The following is a 17,687-nucleotide window of genomic DNA, read 5'->3' on the forward strand; positions in this document are numbered from 1 at the left end:
ACGACTTTCTGTGGATTGACTAATTTCGCAACGCCGTTGATGGCAATATGCATAACCCTGGAATCCTTTCTTATGGCAATCGAACAAAAAATAGTGATGGTTATGGTCGCCTTGTTCCGTTTCATACCGATAGCGGGCGCCCAAAACGGTGGCTACAGCACGGCGCACGCATCGAACTGGAGCTTCCATTTTCAGACAACGGTGATCGCACAGCAGCACTCGGGGTTTAAATCTCCCTATAGGGGCGATAACAGCCTGGCAGATACCGTGGAACCCTCTGCCCAGAGCCTCACCGCTACGTTGTTCATTGGCCGGAGATTATGGAAAGGGGCGGCCGTTTATTTTAATCCGGAGGTATCCGGTGGCAAGGGGCTTAGCTCCGCTGCCGGCGTGGCCGGAGCACTGAACGGGGAAACGTACCGCGTAGGCGCTGTGCAGCCACAGGTGTTCATCGCAAGGGCTTACCTCCAGCAGCATTTCCGCCTGGGCGATGCAAGTGAAGCCGTAACGGACGATGTGAATCAGGTAGGTGGCCACCTGCCGTCGAGCCGGATTACGGTCAGCGCGGGTAAGTTTTCTATCGATGATTTTTATGATAACAATGCCTATGCAAAAGACCCGAGAACGCAGTTCTTTAACTGGTCGGTGTGGGCCAACAGTGCCTGGGACTACCCGGCCAACACCCGGGGATATACCGAAGGTGTGGTGGTGGAACTGATCAAACCGAAGTATGCCATACGTTTCTCCACGGTAGCTGTGCCTGAAATAGCCAACTACCACCTGATGGAATATAATATCAATGCCCACTCGGAAACCATCGAATTTGAACATAAACTACAGTTCGGTAAACGCTCCGGTACCATCCGTTGCTCGGCCAGCGGCACCTATTCCCGGGCGCCTTCCTATAAAGAAGGGATCGACGCCCTGGCAAGTAAGGATACCTTCCTTTTGAATGTAATTCGCGGCGCTTCGGAAAATACATCGTTCGGTGGTCATAAATATGGGCTGGGTCTGAATGTCGATCAGGAACTGAATGATAACCTGGGTGTTTTCTGCCGCGTAGGCTGGAATGATGGCAGATATGCCACCTGGGCGTTCACGGAAGTCGACAGAACCGTTAGTGGTGGCCTGGTATCCAAAGGCGCCAAATGGAAAAGACCCGGTGATGTGGTGGGCATCGCAGCTGTGGTGAATGCCATCTCCCCGGAGCACCGGGACTTTCTGGCCGGCGGCGGCTATGGCTTCATCCTTGGCGATGGACGGCTGCATTATGGCCACGAGGCAATTCTCGAAGCATATTATAATGCCCGGCTCAACCGTTTTTTTCAGTTGACGGTAGACTATCAGTTTGTCAATAATCCAGGGTATAATAAAGACAGAGGTCCCGTGCATGTTTTCGGTCTACGGGGACATATTATGTTCTAACTACACGGGAAAAAAATTATCTTACAATATCATTTTAAATCCATCATCTAACACAAGTTTATGAGCAAAATAATTTTTGACAGCGGCATATCGCTGGACGGTTTTTTAGCAGGTGACCACAGAAGTCCGGCCAATCCCATGGGAGACAATGGACCTTCCATGCATAAGTGGATGTATAAACAAAAGGCATTCTGGAAAAACATCAATATGGAAGGCCACGGTGAAGAAGATGGGCCGGATGGTAAACTGATTAACGACGTGTTTGCCAGAACAGGCGCATACATTATGGGAAAACGTATGTTTGAAGAAGGGGAAGTGCATTGGAAAGAGGATTTATATAAGGCAGACGTTTATGTGCTGACACACGAAAAACGGGAGCCCTGGATACAAAAAGGCACCACCGCTTTTTATTTTATCAACGACGGCATACAAAGCGCCCTGGAAAAAGCAAAACAATCAGCCAAAGGAAAAGATATCAGAATACAAGGCGGCGCCAATACGATCCAGCAATTTCTTCATGCCGGCCTGATAGACGAATTTTTTATTCATATTGCGCCTATTTTTTTGGGAAGCGGTATCCGGTTGTTTGAAGGTATGGACAAAAGTATGTATGATGTTCAAATCATGGAAGTGATACCATCAGACTTAACAACCCATATCAGGTACAAGTTAACGAAGAAACCGTAATTAGTATGTAATTAACCTGATCATGTGGACCCAACCCGCCATACTCCCGTCTTTAAAGGACCTCCCGCCGGGAAATAACTATTACATCATCGATGGAACGAAAGTCTGTTACAATGTTTATCCCATCAAAAATGCAGATCGGGAGACATTCGTTTGCCAGCTGGGATTTGCGAAAGATAAAAATAATTGTTACCGCCTGGGAGAGGTATACAAAGGCGCAGACCCCGAAACATTTGAAGTGCTGAACATCTATTTCGCGAAAGACAAACAATATATCTATAACCTCGCCGGTATCGATAAAAAAGTGGACTATGATACTTTTACCGTACTGGATACCGGTTATATCATCCATACCAATAACCGGCAGGAAAAGATAACGTCTTACGCAAAAGATAAAAACGGATTGTGGATGATGGAATACTATTCACAAAAGCCGGTAGCCATCAAAGGTATCGATACCGATACGTTCACCACTATTGATACCTGTTATGCGAAAGACAAGCAATATGTGCTTTGGCGGGGGAAGAAGCTGAAGAAGGCCGATCCGGCGACGTTTGAGGCGCTTAACTTCAACTACGGGCGCGATGCCCGTAATATCTATGCACAGGATACCGTTCTGGCAAATGCCGACTACGATACGTTTGAAATAGTGAACAACCAGGTATCGCTGGCGAAAGACAAACGGGCTTTTTACCATTTTGGGGAGACGGTGTCGGAGGAGGAGTTTAATGAATGGATGGCGTAGAATATCAGGAGCTGCGCAGCTTAGCTATTACCGTGCCTCGAAAGAGAAACCTTTTTTAAAATCATCAAAGCTTTGATAAAACCGGATCATCGGATACCTTGGGTCTGTTTCCGGCCTGCCTGTCCTCGTAAGGCGTATGACTGCAAATGAGCAGTCGCTGTTACCGGCTACATAGAACAGAACATCGTCATTGGGTCCATGCTGTGCCAGGGCTAAGAACTGATGATCCTGTAAAAATAGTCCGGTTTCCCTGCTTAATCCTTTTTCAATAGCTAACTTAGTCTCAATCGTTAATGGATACCATGGGGGAAAAACAAATGGCCTGTTGCTATTATCAATAGCGTCAAAAAAAGTAAAAAAGTTGGACCCCACCACCTCAATGCTAATTTCGTCCGGAAATGCTGCTGCGTCCAGGATGGAGTATCCTCCAACGGCATGCAGGAAACAACCATTTTCCAGTTGAATATTCAATACCAGTTGTTCAATCTCTGCGTTATGCGCACCCGCACATTTTCTGAATATGGCCTGTAAAGCAAAGTATTCACTCGTTGGGGTAAGTATTCCACCCACTACACCCATAGATTCATCTGTTATTTTCAAGTCGATAGTGCCGAGAAATTGTGTGTGAGAATAAAATGCTGCTTTCATATAGGTGTCGACGTTGTCCTTTTTGTTGTTTCCTGCTTGAGTTTCACCATCCTAAGATAACAAAAGTTGATTGAAGAATTTTAATACTATATTTGTCGGGGTTTAAAGCCAGCCATGACGCATGACATTGCCTAAAAAGGGACATAGAAAAATTACAGTGGAGGGAAAGAAATACGTCTGGAACGTAACCGGTAATGATGGATGGCTGAGTCTTTGCGTAGTCCCAATGAAACAACAGGGCAATTTATTAACAGCCAATTTTAGCTATCACTCCGTACCCGTAGGAACTACCAAAGATGGAGAGCAGGTTCATTATTTGAAACAAGGACTGATTATCACTGGTTATGTGGTGAGACAAGTGATTTTGTATGCCTTGAATGCTGGCTGGCAACCATTGGTAAAAGGATGTTTGCTGAACCTGGTAGACATAGAGCAACATATAGACCTGCGGCTGGAGAAATAAAATGAATCCTGAATTGTAAATAATATTTGACCGCAAAACCAAAGCGGCTGCCCGGATGACCAGGCAGCCGCTTTTATTTTAACGGATAGTGACTTACTTAAAAAGATGAAGCGTAGCGCCTATTTCATAGGTACCATTCACATAAGTTTTAAGTCCACCGGTCTGAAAGGTATACATGGCCTGGATACCCAGTGTTTTCATAACGTTGACGCCTATACCGGTGGTGACGTTTTGTGAGCTATGGTACATCACCATGAAATTGGCTACCTTTTCCAGGAAAACCAGCTTTAAACCGGCATCCAGGATATTGTCATAACCTCTCACACCCCGGAAACACAGCTTCGGTTCTATCACAGAGAGCACGCTGCCTTCCGGCAGGAACCGGTAAGACACGGCAGAGAAAAAGATGCTGCCGCCGTTTACACCTTCATCGCGGTGGGTGACCAGATTCCGGATATTGGGCAACGATGCCTGTATATTCAGGTGCTGGTCCGTATAGGCCATACCGTATTCCGCTTCAAAATAGTTGTCGCGGCGGTTGAAAGCGCCGAAGGAAGGATCATTCATGTCACCGTTGACGGTCTTCAGATCGAGGCGTTGTACGTTCCATACAGCAGAGAGCCCGAAGCTCAGCTGCTGCCGCCGTTGTCCCAGCGGGATACGGTAGGCGTAGGAGAGGGCTACGCGGGTGCGGTTGATCAGACCCGCTACATCGTTGAAGATGTTCATACCCAGGCCCATGCGATCTGTCGCCTGTATGTCTGCAGAGAGGAACTTGGTGACCGGTGCGCCGTTCATTCCATTCCACTGGTTACGATAGGCCGCGTTTACATGCAGTCCTGTATCCAGACCTGCCATCGCCGGATTGGCGAGGTATTGGTTGTGGAAATACTGCGTACCGGAAGGTTCCAGCAATGCCTGTGAATTACCGAAGTTCTGTCCCTGGAGCGCCAGGGACAAACACATACCGGTAAATAAAAGGAGCGATGTATATAATGTCTTTATCATGATGTTATTGTTAGTCCCTGATGATGGTAATGAATCCTTTAGCCACTTTATCGGTACCATCCATTTTCAGCAGGTAATAATAGGTGCCTTCCGCGAGCGGGTGGCCGTTGAGTGTGCCATCCCAGTCATTGCTGTAATTCCTGCGATGGAAGATGACGCGGCCGGTACGGTCGTAAATAGTCACCTCGTTATTGGGATAGCTATCCAGGTTGCGGATTACCCATCTGTCATTTTTGCCGTCACCATTGGGCGTAAGGATGTTGGTCGCATCTACCTTGAAGTCGGATACCACGTTGATATGGATCTGCTGTGTATTCGTACACCCGTATGTGTTGGTAGCGGTTACTTCGTAGGTAGCAGGCTGTAAAGCCCTGATCCGTAGGGTGGCAGTTTGTTGACCGTCGAGGATACCCGTAGCGGGGCTCCAGCTGTAGCTGTTACCACCGGTAGCAGTCAGCGTTATGATATCTCCTTTGGAGATATCACCTGTTTTATCCGGGGTGATGCTGATCTGTGGCAGGGCGTTCACGGTGAGCGTGAAGGTGCGGCGAAGCGTATCTACGCCACCGTTGGCGGTACCGCCGTTGTCTTTTACGGTTACGGTGATATGTGCGATACCGCTTACATTTGATTTCAGGCTATAGGAGAGAAGACCGGCTGCATCTACGCTGAGTGTACTGAAGAAGTCCTTGTCGGATTGTACGGCATAACGCAGCGTCTGACCGGCTTCTACCGGAGAAGCGCCTGTAAGCTGGTAGGTTTGTTTATCCGTGATGTTACACATAGCCTGGTCGGGGACGATGTCCAGGGTAGGCGCCTGGTTGACCTGCAATACCTGAACAACGAATGCTTTCTCCGTAAATAACCCGTTGTTTTGAGTGGTACGGATTCTTACGCTATAAGTATGCTTCGTGGCATATACCAGTACCGCATTGGTCTGCAATTGATCGCCCACGATACCGAAGCTGTTATTGTCATCATCGCCGCTACCGGATACAAGGGTGTAGGTGAAAGTCGCTCCGGGTTCCGGCGTAGTGGTGGTAAATTTACCTACTACCGAACCTGCCGGCAGATTTTCGCTCACTGCAGCACGATCGATCGCAATTGCAGTAGGCGCCAGCGGCACATATATTACACTGATCTTCACCTCCTGTGCAGTGCCGGTATTCAGCCCGTCGCTAACGGTAACGGATATCTTAACCGTGGTGTTGACCTGTTTATTCAGCAGCGTGGCATCTTTTACACTCAGCTTACCGGTGATAGGATCTATGCTGAAGGCGCCGGACAGATCAGAAACAATGCTCCAGTTTTGGAGTATGCCGGATGCATCGGTAGCGGCTATATGCCCGATTTCAGTACCGGCAGCACTATACTGGTTGATGTTAAACTGCTGGCCGGCAGCCACTACCGGAGCTGTCATATCGGCCGTGATGGAAAGTGTATTGGAAACCTGGTTACCGTTGCTGCCAATATTATTAGCAGCATCTGCGGCTACAAATACACTGACATTGCCATCGGTAGCAGGTGCTACGGTGAAGGTGTAGGTAATGTTATCAATAGTTTGTAACGCGCTGGCGGTACCATTGGTGACCCTGATACCACTGAGTCCCATTCCTGTAACGGCCTCGCTGAATACAGCTTTCACGGTAAACGGCGCGTTCACACGGGTAGCCGTGGTAGTTAGTGTCGCTGCAGGATGTGTAGTATTGATATTTACCTTATGCGTATTCTGTATGCCATTCAACGTCAGTACGGCATCCAGTCCTGCCGGATCTTTGACGGTGCCGCCATTGAGCAGCAGGGCGGCGCCCAGGTCGATACCGTCCATGTCTGTATCTCCGTTCTGAACGGTGTAGCTAAACGAGAGTGCGGTAGTACCGGAGCCGCCGGTATAGGTAGCACCCACGGTGCCGGTACCAATGATCACCGGAAGGGAAGGTGTACCGGTAACGGTTACCGGCTCATTGAAGGTGACCGCAAATGTCAGCGTTTTTGTGGCATTATAGTAACCATCTGCCGGTAAGGTTACTTTCGTGGTAACCGGCGGAATGGTGTTCACCAGTACATTGTTGGTGGCTATAACGGGTATGGCTGCTGGTGCAGCATTTCCTGCCAGATCGGTGATGTTTCCTGTTACGCGGTTCGTATAGGCGATGCCGTTCATGTCCTGATCACCGTCTTTCACGGTATAGCGGAAGGTCAGTTTGTTGGTGCCGGTACCGGCGGTATAGGTAGCCTCTGCATTTGCCTGACCAATCTGTAACCCGATAGAAGGGATGCCGCTGTTGATTTGAACAGCTTCATTGTAGGTCAGCTCAAAGTCAAGCTGATCACCGGTTTTGTACCAGCCATTGGCGGGTACTTTGAGGTTTTGCAATACCGGTGCGGTTGCATCGGCTATCACGCTGAGGGTATTGGACAGCTGGTTACCATTGGCTCCGATATTGACGGCCGCATCGGCGGGTATGAAGATGCTAATACTACCGTCGGTAACCGGTGTGACGGCGAATGTATAGGTAATGTTATCCGAAGTTTGCAGGTTGCTGACCTGGCCATTGGTGACGTTGATATCCCCGGTTGTCAGTCCTGTAACGGCCTCACCGAACACGGCATTGACCGTAAACGGAGCATTTACCTGGGTAGTTGTAGTAGACAGTATAACGGTAGTGTGCGTAGTGTTCACCTTTACCAAATGGCTATTCTGTATGCCATTCAGCGTCAGCACGGCATCCAGTCCTGCCGGGTCTTTAATGCTGCCGCCATTAAGGGACAGCAAAGGACCGATGTCGATGCCGTCCATGTCCAGATCCCCGTTCTGCACGGCATATTTAAACGAGAGGGTGTTTGTTCCTGATCCGCCGGTATACCTGGCACTCGCAATGTTAGTACCAATGATCACCGGCAGGGAAGGCGTACCGGTAACTGTTACCGGCTCATTAAAGTCCACCGTGAATGTCAGCGTATGGGTGGCGTTATAGTAGCCATCTGTTGGTAAAGTTACTTTTGTCGTTACCGGAGCAATGGTATTCACCAATACGTTGCTGGTGGATATAGCCGGTATAGCCGCAGGGACGGCATTTCCGGCGATGTCGGTGATATCGCCTGTCAGAATGTTCGTATAGGCGATGCCGTCCATGTCCTGATCTCCGTTTTTCACGATATAACGGAAGATGAGTTTGTTGGTACCGTTACCGGCGGCATAAGTGGCCTGCACATTTGCCTGACCAATCTGCAACGCGATAGAAGGGGTACCTGTGTTGATTTGAACAGTCTTATTGTAGGTCAGTTCAAAAAACAGCTGATCGCCGGTTTTATACCATCCGTTGGCGGGTACTTTAAGGTTTTGCAGCACCGGCGCGGTGATGTCTGCCGTGCGCTGTAACACATTAGAGGCGATATTACCATTGTCCGCTATATTGGTAGCTTTATCAGCAGGTATTGCAATAGTGATATTACCGTCTGCGATAGGCGTAATAGTGAGCGTATAGATGATGCCGCCGGTCGTTCTTAAATTAGTCATCGTGCCATTGGTAACCGCAATACCTGCCGTTGAAAGCCCGGTAACTTTTTCACTGAAGGTAATCGTTACGTCAAAGGCGCCATTGACCAATGCCGGTGCGGCGGAGGTCAGGATGACAGTAGGATGGGTAGTGTTAACGATTACATTTTTGAAATCGGGTACATTACTCAACACCAGGACGGCGTTGTTGCCGGCCTGGTCGGCGATCAATCCACCACCGCCCAGGGAGATACCCCCGCCCAGGGTGATGCCGTTCGGGGCGTCATCCTGGGGCTGTATGGGATAGCCGAAGGTGAGCGTGTTTGTGCCGGAACCACTCATATAAGCCGCCGGTACTACGCCGGAGGAGAGGTTGATGGCCATATATGGCGTACCCCCGGCTGTATTTACCTGCACCACTTCACTGAATACTACCGTGAAGGTGAGTTTTTTCGTTTCATTATAATAACCATCTCCAGGGCCGGTTACCGCCACTACGGTGGGGGATGTAAAGTCGGCCGTCAGTTGCAATTCATTGGAGGCGTTGTTGTCGTTGCCGCCTATATTCTGCACAGCTCCGGCTGGCAGGGATAATTTAACCGGACCGTCGGTAGCGGGTGTTACATCGATAGTATAATGAATGTTGTCTGAAGTACTGAGGTTGTCAACCGACGCATTGGTGGCCGTAAACGCACTGGCCAGCAAGCCGGTTACAGGGTCAGTGAAGGTAATATCAGCGGTGAAAGTACCATTAACCGGGGATACAGCAGCGGTTGAGATAGTAACATTGGGTATAATGGTATTGACTTTTATACCAGCGGAACTACCCACACCATTTAACGCGGGATTGGTGGCATTGCCATAACCATCGCTTAGTCTTCCTCCTGCATCTACCAAAGGCTGGTTCAGTGCAATACCATCTGCGTCATTATCTCCTGCCTGCACCGTATAGGCAAATGTAAGCGCGGAGCTACCGGAACCGCTCTGATAAAGCGCCCGTACAGTGGTAGATCCAATGGTGACCGGAAGGTACAGCAGGCTGGGGCCGGCGTTGACGGTCAGCGGTTTGCTGAAGTTGACCGTGAAAATCAATGTCTGTCCTGCTTTATAATAACTATCTGCCGGTAGATTCACAGAAGTTACTACCGGTACGGTATTATCAAAAGTGAAGTTCGGCGCGTCAGCCATCAGGTTCGTATTCTGTGTGGTAACACTGGTGACAACGTTGGGATATAATCTCACCGATATAGTGCCTTTATTGTTCGGCTGGAACCACATGTCGAAGGTATAGTTATCGGTAACCGTCGTTTTATTCGGTGTGAAATTAGTCACGGTGATACCGTTAGGAGCACCCAGCGCCGAGATGCCGGTAGCGCTAAGCCCGGTGACAGGTTCATCGAACGATACCGGCATGCGCACCGTTGTTGCATTAATGATCACCGGCGTGCCGAAAGTGACTACCGGCCGTTTACTGGTGACTTTTACAATATTACCGGCTATGTTATTCAACGTAGGGGCGATACTGTTAGCAACGGCGTCGGTTAGAATAATGCCATTAGTGTATAGTGTATTGCCTGCCTGGATGCCGTCTGCATCATTGTCGCCATCGGTAATGGTATATCTGAAAGTCCATGCATTGGTGGCGGCACCTGCATGGTAATAGGCCTTCCTCGTTACGGAACCGATGGTTATTTCCAGGTAAGGGGAGCTGGTGGCGTCAGGCGTGAGATTAACATTAGGATACACTATTTCGCTCATATTCACGGTAAAGTCTAATGCCTGTCCGATATGATAGGTGCCTGGTGCGGGCAGGGATACACTTTGTACAGCAGGAGGGGTCAGATCTATCGTCCAGGTATGTACGGCGTTGGCAGAAATGTTTCCAACCGCGTCTGTGCCGGAAACGGAATAGGTGTGTGTGCCTTCTGTCAGTCCTGTTAAGCTAACCGGACTGGTAACGTTGTTGGAGGCGCCGTTATCCAGTTTGCCCTGATAAACCACATTCGGTTTATTTGCCGTAAAGCGGAAGTTGGCTGTCTGCCCGTTGGTTATAAGAAGGGGAACTGATGTGAATGACACGGCAGGTGGCATTCTGTCGATGTTATACGTTTCTCCTGTATAGGGAACATTGCCAATAGCCGGGGTAATCCCGGTGGAACCTGCTTCCAGCTGAACACTACCCGCGCCATTACCGGTACCGGTGTTAACGGCCACATCATAGGTGGTGCCTGAACCAGAAACACCGGTAACAGCCGGCGCCGGAGATAAATTACCGGTGGATTTTACAGTAAAAGCATTAGTGGTAACGCCGGTAACATTGTCGGCGTATACCACTTTAAAATGAACCGTACCCGCATTGGTGGGATCGGGATTCATCCTCGTGATACTGGCTACAGTCGTGGGAGCGAGCAGTTTGAGCAGCCGCCCGTTGCCCGGCGCTGCGCCGTCTCCGGCGAAGACGGTGCCGTTATTGACTACTGCCAGTCCCAGGGCATAGGAGGGAGCACTGGCGGTTAAGCTGGCGTCAACCTCTGTTCCCGCCTTTGTTGGGTCTGTATACTTCACTATACGGGAAGTAGTAGGTGTTGCTAATTCTGTGGTATAAAGATTATCTGCCTTGTCCACCGCCAGCGCGGTCACATTTTTGCCGGTTAGCAGCGGGGTAGCGTTGTAGACAGGCCAACTGAGTTTAAACACACCTCCACCGTTGTTTTCGAGGAAGTCGGTGATATAAATGTCTTTAGTGGAGGTAATGGCTATTCCCCAGGGGTAACTGGCACCACCGCCGGGAAGGGGAACACCGCTGCTAATCAGATAGCCCGACAGGTGTTCAATGTCCTTTTTATACTGCATTACCTGGTACCTGGAACCACCATCCCATTCCAGCGTATAAATGTTGTCAGTATTATCTACGGTGATGGCGGTAAAGTACCTGCCTTTTTGCACTACTTCGGGGGAATTATAGGGTGGCCGAAGCCGGATGATCTGCCCGTTTTCAGACTCAAAGGAATTGAGTATAAAAATAACTCCACCGGAGTTGACCGCAATTCCCCAGGGGGCGTCAAACTGACCATTGGTGCCATGGGTAAGACCGGCATAAACGACGGAGCCGGTACCGGCGCCTCCCTGGAACTTTACAACGTCGTAAAGTTTGGTAGTAGGATTATAACGGGTAGCATATACGTTATCGGCGTTGTCTTTGGCTACCGCGGTGTAAACGCCGCCGGCTTCAAGCTGGGTAAGGGTGTACTGTGCCAGTGCCTGCACACTGCAAAGCATTACTACGCAGGTGAGCAGGAATAGCCGGATATTCCAGGTATAGCTTTTTTTCATATAACGCTGTTAGATACAGAGAAAAGGATTCTGCCAACCCGATACACAACCATCATGTATGGCTTGAAGTGTGTCGTCGTTGAAACGGATGCCTTTATGTTGATCGAGAATAATCTTATTTATTTTATTGGCGGTGGTATTAATCTTCACCAGGTGGGAGGTCGGTAAACCCAGTCCCGAGGAAGGGTGAAAGCCCTTTTCTCCACGCGGGCCTCTGATGCTGGAATGCTGTAGCTGTTGTTTCACGGTGTGCCAGTCCCTCTTTTGCGCATGCGGCAACAGTTCTCGCCAGACAAGCCCTGCTTCATAACCCATCAGGGCATAAATATTGGCCGGCTGTTGTGCTATCTGTTCAAAAGTCTTTACAAACAACCGGTTCTCTTTGCTTTCATCTTCGCGTAACCAGGTAAGGGCGCTGTATAGCTCCATTCCATGGTGCTGTACGTCGCTGAGTACATCATCATAAGCCATGGATTCCACCACCAGCAAGGGAATGGTTTTATGGAAACGGCTGTTCTTCCAGGCGTCCAGGAAACGGGTAGCCATTTTGCCGGTGAAGACAGCGTGCACATAAGGAGGCTTCTCTCTTTCGATCGTCTTAAAAAAATTGTCGAGGTACAAGGTACTTCCGTTGGCCAGCGTTTCCGGCAATACAGTTGCCTGGATAGTGGTGCCTCCGGCGGCGGCAGCGCCATGATAAAAAGCGCTGTTTAAGTGATAGCCCGCTTCATACAACGGCATGATCACATGACCGCCATCCCCAAATTTTTGTTGCGCCCATTGGCCTAAGGCATATTGGGATTGCCATATCTGGTGAGAGGCATAAAACAGGCTGGGACTGATATGCGGAAAATAGGGGATGAGCTCTCCCATATCGAACAGGAAGGCAGTAGCGCCTTGCGATTCCACAATGGGAATGAGATCAGGAACAGATTTGTAACTGACCATCCCCGACAATATATCCACCCGGTTAAAAAACACCAGTTTCTGTGCCGCGTCTTTGGTAGCGGATGGTTGTCCGCTCCTGGTAAATTCCGGGACAAATTGAATCGTTTGCTGGCGCGCCGGGTCCAGTCCCATACCGATCAGCCATCCGGCAGTCAGGTGGGCGGAATAATAGGGATAAACGCCTGAATAAGGCATCAGGAATCCGATGGTCAGCGGCGGCTTCATATGCATCATTGTCTGGAGGGGTAGATGCCTTGTGTAGCGATGATGTATGTCATGGCCAGGAAAGGAGATTGAATGGGAATGGGCATATTGCTACCTGCCGGATCGCTTATCAGTTCACCATTTCCCTTGAATGGCAAAAGGGTGGTATTGGGAGTAGCATCGCTGTAACCTTTGATGGGCAGGGAATTAGGTCCTGCGCCGATAGTTGGTAGCGCAGCCGGTACCATAGTGGGGCCAGGCGTACTGCTGGTTCCTGCCGCATTACTGGCAGGTATGGATACCTGGAGTTTGGTAAGGTCTATCCTGTGGGTGTGGATGGGCAAGTTGGCGCTTGTCAGCGTCACATTTTCGACGCCTCCCATGTTTCCCACAAAATAGTTGACGCCTGACGCGGTTGACTGGCCGGTACCAATAATCGAACGTCCCTGAAGGTTCGGCAAGCCAAAAGTGACCTGACCATTACCGCCATAGGTAGTGCCCAATAGCGCGAAGAGTGCTTGATTCTGAGAGATAGCCATCAATGCGCCATTACAAAGTGCGTAGCCTACAGGCGCGAAATTGCCTCCAAAGGCAAAGACCATAGCAAGAATCGGATCCATTTTATCTGGTAGGTTTAGATTGTTTTAAATATTTCGGTTGATTTTTTATCCTATAATAGTAACATCCGGGACAGCCAGTATTTTACCTCCCAGTCGGGCAGATTCAGCTGCCAGCAAGGTAATCATGCTGCTGTTAGCAGCAGCATAAACCGGCAAATAAGTCGACTTGTTTTGAATGACATTGACAAAATCGGCTAATGCGTGTGATATCGCTCCGGGTGTGGTAACGGTGTATTGATGAAGGTAAGGGGCTGCGCTTTCCCAGCAGTTTTGCGGTTGCGCATTGTTTTGCAAATACAATGAACCGGTATAGTCTATCCAACTGCCGGCACTGCCTTGTAAGCGGAATCCGGTGCTGTGACCGGCTTCTGCCTGTACTCTTACCTGCTGGCCGGCAGCTGTGTGCAGGCAAATAGTGGTGATCTCACCTTGACGGATACTCGTATAAGTCTTGCCGCTCCGGGGATTTTTTACAGGTACTACATATTCTTCTATTCCTTTTTCTACCCGCAGCCTAGTATAACGATTCCCGTTAGACATGCCCAGCAGATGGTGCATCCAGGCTCCGGGATATAGCGGATACCCCGTTTCCTGCTCCGGAATACAGGTGGTGCATACGCCAGCGTACAGGCTTTCCAGTTGGCCCAGCTGTCCGTCCTTTACCATGGCGCTCATCGCCAGCAGATCGGGCCGGTAGCTCTGTTCATCCAGGGTAAAATACTGTTTACCGGTTTGGCGGCTTAACTGTACAATATGCCGGTGTTCTTCCAGGGTACGTCCCATCACAGGGCCGCAGGCTACGTGTTTGCCCTGCTGCAAGGCAGCGGCGGCAATGGGGTAGTGCTGTTCTGCCGGCGTAGCAATGATAACGGCATCCAGCGCGGGGTTGGATAAGAGTTGCCGGTAGTCGTCGTATAGTGCCGGTTTCGTATATCCGGCTGCGTTAAATAACCGCAAGGCTTTCTGTCGTGCGGTTTGACTGGTTTCGCAGACGGCGCTGATGTTCAGCTGTTTATTGGCCAGGGCTGCTTCCAGGTATTGCCGCCCCCAGGGGCCGGTACCGATGACGCCTATACGTAAACGGTTGTTACTGGCTGCTTTTAATAGGGAGGATGGCATAAATGTCATCGCTGGTAGTATTAAAGCAGCATTTCTGAGAAATAATCTCCTTCCTGATGGCATCGAAGATGGTAATAAGGATAATGTAAATAATTGTAGGCTCTTCTATAAGTTAGGGCTAAAACATTTGGTTGATATATGCCGCAAATATATATTTATTTAAATTAAATCTTGATAATTTTTCATGATTGACAATAACGGACACAGTGAAGTATTATTCCTCGCTTTAATCTTCGCTCATCAGCGAAATCAGCATTCATTACGTCTATCAGCGGTTCCATTTCTCCTGCAGTAACTGTTCCAGTTGCCCGATTTCCTTCTGGTACATGGTCTTCTTCCGGGTGCCGAAATAAAGCGTATTCTCAAGAGGGTTAACACCTTCCCAGACTATCTTTATTTTACCGGAGGCAATGGCTTCTGTACAGAGGAAGTCCGGCACCACCGAAAATCCTTTACCATCACTCAGGCAACGGATAATAGAACTGATGTTCGGCACAATAAAATTCGGACTGAAATCCGGATGTTCTCCAAAATGCCGTACCCAAAAGTTCTTCAGGTGTTCCATGTCTGCTGCCGTACTATACCAAAGCTGTTGCTTCAGGATACGCGTCGCTTCTTTCATTTTTCCCCCGGCAAGTAAATTCTCCGGTTCAGCTGTTTCCGTTTTGTTGCCGGCAATCAAAACAATCCTCTCTTTGGAAAATGGTACATACTGCAGGTTCTGTTGCTGCCCCTTTTGCGGCGTAATAATCAGGTCCAGTAAACCATTGTCAAGATCGTGCTGCATCTGCGGATATTCCCCGAATTTGATAATGAGATTGAATGGCAGATTGGCGATATGTTCTTCCAGGGTGAATTGGAATGTTTCAAAACACATGCCCACACTGATCGTGGCACGCTCTTCTTTTGACCGTTTATGAAAATGTTGTTCCCCCGTTTCCAGTTTTTTCAGCGGGGCCAGTATGTAGTTGTACAGGATCTTTCCTTTTTCTGTAGGAACCATCTTCCTGGCCGACCGGTCAAATAACTTATACCCGGTAAATGCTTCCAGTGAGTTGAGATGAAGGCTTACGCCCGGCTGGGAAACAGATAACTCCTGCGCCGCCGCCGATAATGTTCCCGCTTCGTAGATGGCCTTAAATGTTCGAAGCCATTCGAGATTCCATGGCATAACTATAATTTTTATGATACAATCATGCAATTTAAGTTATTTGTGTGATGTAAAAAAGTAATAGATCTTTGCGGTATCAATAATTAAAATTATAAAAATGAAGATATTCATTATCAATGCAGGACAGGTCTTCGCCCACTCCGGCGGCAGGTTTAACAATCTGCTGACGAGCTGGACGGTAGCGTTCCTGGCCCAAAATGGGTTCGAGTATCGTGTGACCAATATCAATGATGATTTTGACGCCATGGCCGAGGTGGAAAACTTTAAATGGGCAGATCTGGTTATTTATCATACCCCCATCTGGTGGTTCCAGGTCCCCAACCGTCTGAAAAAATATATAGATGAAGTATTCACGGCCGGTCACCAGAATGGCATGTACGCCAGCGACGGCAGAAGCCGTAAGAACCCCGCTATCAACTATGGTACCGGCGGACTGCTACAGGGTACCCAATATATGGTCACCACCACCTGGAACGCCCCTGAGACCGCTTTTACTCTCCCGGATGAATTCTTTGACCAGACATCGGTGGATGACGGCGTGCTGTTCGGTTTTCATAAAATGAACCAATTCGTAGGCATGGACAGAACAGCCGGTTTTCACTTTCACGACCTGGAAAAAAACGCTACGCCGGAAAGGATCAATAATTATCATCAGGACTATCTCCGGCACCTGGAACAAGTGCTGAAGCTGGAAAAACAATTGTCCTGATATACATCTCACTAAAAAAATATACAACAATGGAATACAGAAAACTGGGAAATACTGACTTGAAATTATCCGCTATCACTTACGGCGCTTTTGCTATCGGCGGTAATATGTGGGGCGGTAACGAGAAAAAAGACTCCATCGCATCCGTAAGAGCTTCTATTGATAATGGCGTTACTACATTGGATACCGCACCATTCTATGGCTTCGGTCTAAGTGAAGAAATGATCGGCGAAGCCATCAAAGGATACGACAGAACCAACATACAGCTGTTAACCAAATTCGGCCTGGTATGGGATGGCAGCAACCAGGGCAAAGGCGAATTTTTCTTCGATGCCGAAGAAGCCGGTAAAAAAATACCAGTGTATAAATACGCTTCCAAAATCAGCGTAGTGAAAGAAGTGGAAGACAGCCTGCGGCGCCTGCAAACAGACTACATCGATCTGTTACAGATCCACTGGCCGGACAGTACCACTCCCATCGCTGAAACCATGGAAGCGCTGGAACAGCTGCTGCAACAAGGAAAAATCCGCGCTGCGGGCGTGAGCAACTACAACGTAGACCAACTGGCGGAAGCCCGCAAAACCGTTAATATCGCCAGCAACCAGGTAGGTTACAGTATGCTGAACCGCAGTATTGAACAGGACCTGGTGCCTTACGCAGGAAAAAATGATGTGGGTATTATCGTCTACAGCCCCATGGAAAGAGGACTACTGACCGGCAAATACTTCAGGGATGGTAAACTGAAAGACAACGATCATAGAAACGGATACTTCCAGCAATTCGATTTAACAAAAGTGAAAACATTCCTGGACGGGATCACGCCGGTTGCAGCAGCTAAAAATGCAACGTTGTCCCAACTGGTATTGCGCTGGACCAGCCTGCAACCCGCTATCACGGTCGTGCTGGCAGGTGCGAGAAATGAAGAACAGGCCGTTGCCAACGCGAAAGCAATGGATATCCAACTCACTGCGGAAGAAATGAATTTTATCAATACCGCGCTTGCAAAAATTTAAGAAAATGAAACATCGCTTTACGAAGCATTGACCGGCGTCAAAATATCCGGCAAGGATGAAATTGGTGGGCCAGGAATGGCTAAAACACAGAGGGA

At 48.9% G+C, this 17,687-nt stretch carries 13 protein-coding genes; 6 read left to right on the plus strand and 7 right to left on the minus strand.

Annotation, left to right across the window (positions count from 1 at the left end; genetic code table 11):
• The first annotated feature begins 72 nt into the window (after positions 1–72).
• The 3 genes from ICL07_RS21765 to ICL07_RS21775 are packed head-to-tail and all read left to right on the plus strand — an operon-like array spanning position 73 to position 2,857.
• Positions 73–1,425, plus strand: a complete 1,353-nt coding sequence (locus ICL07_RS21765; protein WP_246485130.1) for a carbohydrate porin — start codon at positions 73–75, stop codon at positions 1,423–1,425.
• Positions 1,426–1,485: 60 nt separating this feature from the next.
• Positions 1,486–2,112 (plus strand): dihydrofolate reductase family protein, encoded by a 627-nt coding sequence (locus ICL07_RS21770; protein WP_188090158.1) that lies wholly within the window; start codon positions 1,486–1,488, stop codon positions 2,110–2,112.
• Positions 2,113–2,134: 22 nt separating this feature from the next.
• Positions 2,135–2,857 (plus strand): DKNYY domain-containing protein, encoded by a 723-nt coding sequence (locus ICL07_RS21775; RefSeq protein ID WP_188090159.1) that lies wholly within the window; start codon positions 2,135–2,137, stop codon positions 2,855–2,857.
• A 27-nt stretch (positions 2,858–2,884) separates the two neighbouring features.
• On the opposite strand, the gene ICL07_RS21780 is transcribed toward ICL07_RS21775, so the two are convergent.
• Positions 2,885–3,505, minus strand: a complete 621-nt coding sequence (locus ICL07_RS21780; RefSeq protein ID WP_188090160.1) for a hypothetical protein — start codon at positions 3,503–3,505, stop codon at positions 2,885–2,887.
• A gap of 121 nt (positions 3,506–3,626) precedes the next feature.
• Here ICL07_RS21780 and ICL07_RS21785 point away from each other — a divergent pair, with 121 nt between their 5' ends.
• A complete protein-coding gene (locus tag ICL07_RS21785; protein WP_188090161.1) occupies positions 3,627–3,968 on the plus strand; it encodes a hypothetical protein in 342 nt (113 codons plus the stop codon).
• 93 nt (positions 3,969–4,061) lie between these two features.
• Here the strand turns inward: ICL07_RS21785 and ICL07_RS21790 are convergent, their stop codons facing one another.
• The 6 genes from ICL07_RS21790 to ICL07_RS21815 form a co-directional block, all read right to left on the minus strand.
• A complete protein-coding gene (locus ICL07_RS21790; RefSeq protein WP_188090162.1) occupies positions 4,062–4,976 on the minus strand; it encodes a PorP/SprF family type IX secretion system membrane protein in 915 nt (304 codons plus the stop codon).
• Positions 4,977–4,986: 10 nt separating this feature from the next.
• Positions 4,987–11,808 (minus strand): Ig-like domain-containing protein, encoded by a 6,822-nt coding sequence (locus ICL07_RS21795; RefSeq protein ID WP_188090163.1) that lies wholly within the window; start codon positions 11,806–11,808, stop codon positions 4,987–4,989.
• A 9-nt stretch (positions 11,809–11,817) separates the two neighbouring features.
• On the minus strand, positions 11,818–12,990 hold the full coding sequence (locus ICL07_RS21800; RefSeq protein WP_188090164.1) for an ABC transporter substrate-binding protein: 1,173 nt from the start codon (positions 12,988–12,990) through the stop codon (positions 11,818–11,820).
• Positions 12,987–13,580, minus strand: coding sequence for a phage tail protein (locus ICL07_RS21805; protein ID WP_188090165.1), 594 nt, complete (start codon positions 13,578–13,580; stop codon positions 12,987–12,989). Before ICL07_RS21805 ends, ICL07_RS21800 begins: the two co-directional genes overlap by 4 nt.
• A 45-nt stretch (positions 13,581–13,625) precedes the next feature.
• A complete protein-coding gene (locus tag ICL07_RS21810; protein WP_188090166.1) occupies positions 13,626–14,708 on the minus strand; it encodes a Gfo/Idh/MocA family protein in 1,083 nt (360 codons plus the stop codon).
• 259 nt (positions 14,709–14,967) lie between these two features.
• A complete protein-coding gene (locus ICL07_RS21815; RefSeq protein WP_188090167.1) occupies positions 14,968–15,870 on the minus strand; it encodes a LysR family transcriptional regulator in 903 nt (300 codons plus the stop codon).
• Between the two features lie 97 nt (positions 15,871–15,967).
• Here ICL07_RS21815 and ICL07_RS21820 point away from each other — a divergent pair, with 97 nt between their 5' ends.
• Positions 15,968–16,579 carry an NAD(P)H-dependent oxidoreductase gene (locus ICL07_RS21820; RefSeq protein WP_188090168.1) on the plus strand — a complete coding sequence of 204 codons (612 nt, stop codon included), beginning with the start codon at positions 15,968–15,970 and terminating at the stop codon, positions 16,577–16,579.
• A 29-nt stretch (positions 16,580–16,608) separates the two neighbouring features.
• Entirely contained in the window at positions 16,609–17,592 is a 984-nt protein-coding gene (locus tag ICL07_RS21825) for an aldo/keto reductase (protein WP_188090169.1), read from the plus strand.
• The last annotated feature ends 95 nt before the right edge of the window (positions 17,593–17,687 follow it).

This window comes from Chitinophaga qingshengii (assembly GCF_014529935.1).
Classification (GTDB): Bacteria; Bacteroidota; Bacteroidia; order Chitinophagales; family Chitinophagaceae; genus Chitinophaga; species Chitinophaga qingshengii.

Coding starts and splice junctions, on each gene's coding strand:
- ICL07_RS21765 (WP_246485130.1), top strand. CDS start 73: ATGGCAATCGAACAAAAAATAGTGATGGTTATGGTCGCCTTGTTCCGT.
- ICL07_RS21790 (WP_188090162.1), bottom strand. CDS start 4,976: ATGATAAAGACATTATATACATCGCTCCTTTTATTTACCGGTATGTGT.
- ICL07_RS21770 (WP_188090158.1), top strand. CDS start 1,486: ATGAGCAAAATAATTTTTGACAGCGGCATATCGCTGGACGGTTTTTTA.
- ICL07_RS21800 (WP_188090164.1), bottom strand. CDS start 12,990: ATGATGCATATGAAGCCGCCGCTGACCATCGGATTCCTGATGCCTTAT.
- ICL07_RS21775 (WP_188090159.1), top strand. CDS start 2,135: ATGTGGACCCAACCCGCCATACTCCCGTCTTTAAAGGACCTCCCGCCG.
- ICL07_RS21780 (WP_188090160.1), bottom strand. CDS start 3,505: ATGAAAGCAGCATTTTATTCTCACACACAATTTCTCGGCACTATCGAC.
- ICL07_RS21820 (WP_188090168.1), top strand. CDS start 15,968: ATGAAGATATTCATTATCAATGCAGGACAGGTCTTCGCCCACTCCGGC.
- ICL07_RS21810 (WP_188090166.1), bottom strand. CDS start 14,708: ATGACATTTATGCCATCCTCCCTATTAAAAGCAGCCAGTAACAACCGT.
- ICL07_RS21795 (WP_188090163.1), bottom strand. CDS start 11,808: ATGAAAAAAAGCTATACCTGGAATATCCGGCTATTCCTGCTCACCTGC.
- ICL07_RS21785 (WP_188090161.1), top strand. CDS start 3,627: ATGACATTGCCTAAAAAGGGACATAGAAAAATTACAGTGGAGGGAAAG.
- ICL07_RS21815 (WP_188090167.1), bottom strand. CDS start 15,870: ATGCCATGGAATCTCGAATGGCTTCGAACATTTAAGGCCATCTACGAA.
- ICL07_RS21825 (WP_188090169.1), top strand. CDS start 16,609: ATGGAATACAGAAAACTGGGAAATACTGACTTGAAATTATCCGCTATC.
- ICL07_RS21805 (WP_188090165.1), bottom strand. CDS start 13,580: ATGGATCCGATTCTTGCTATGGTCTTTGCCTTTGGAGGCAATTTCGCG.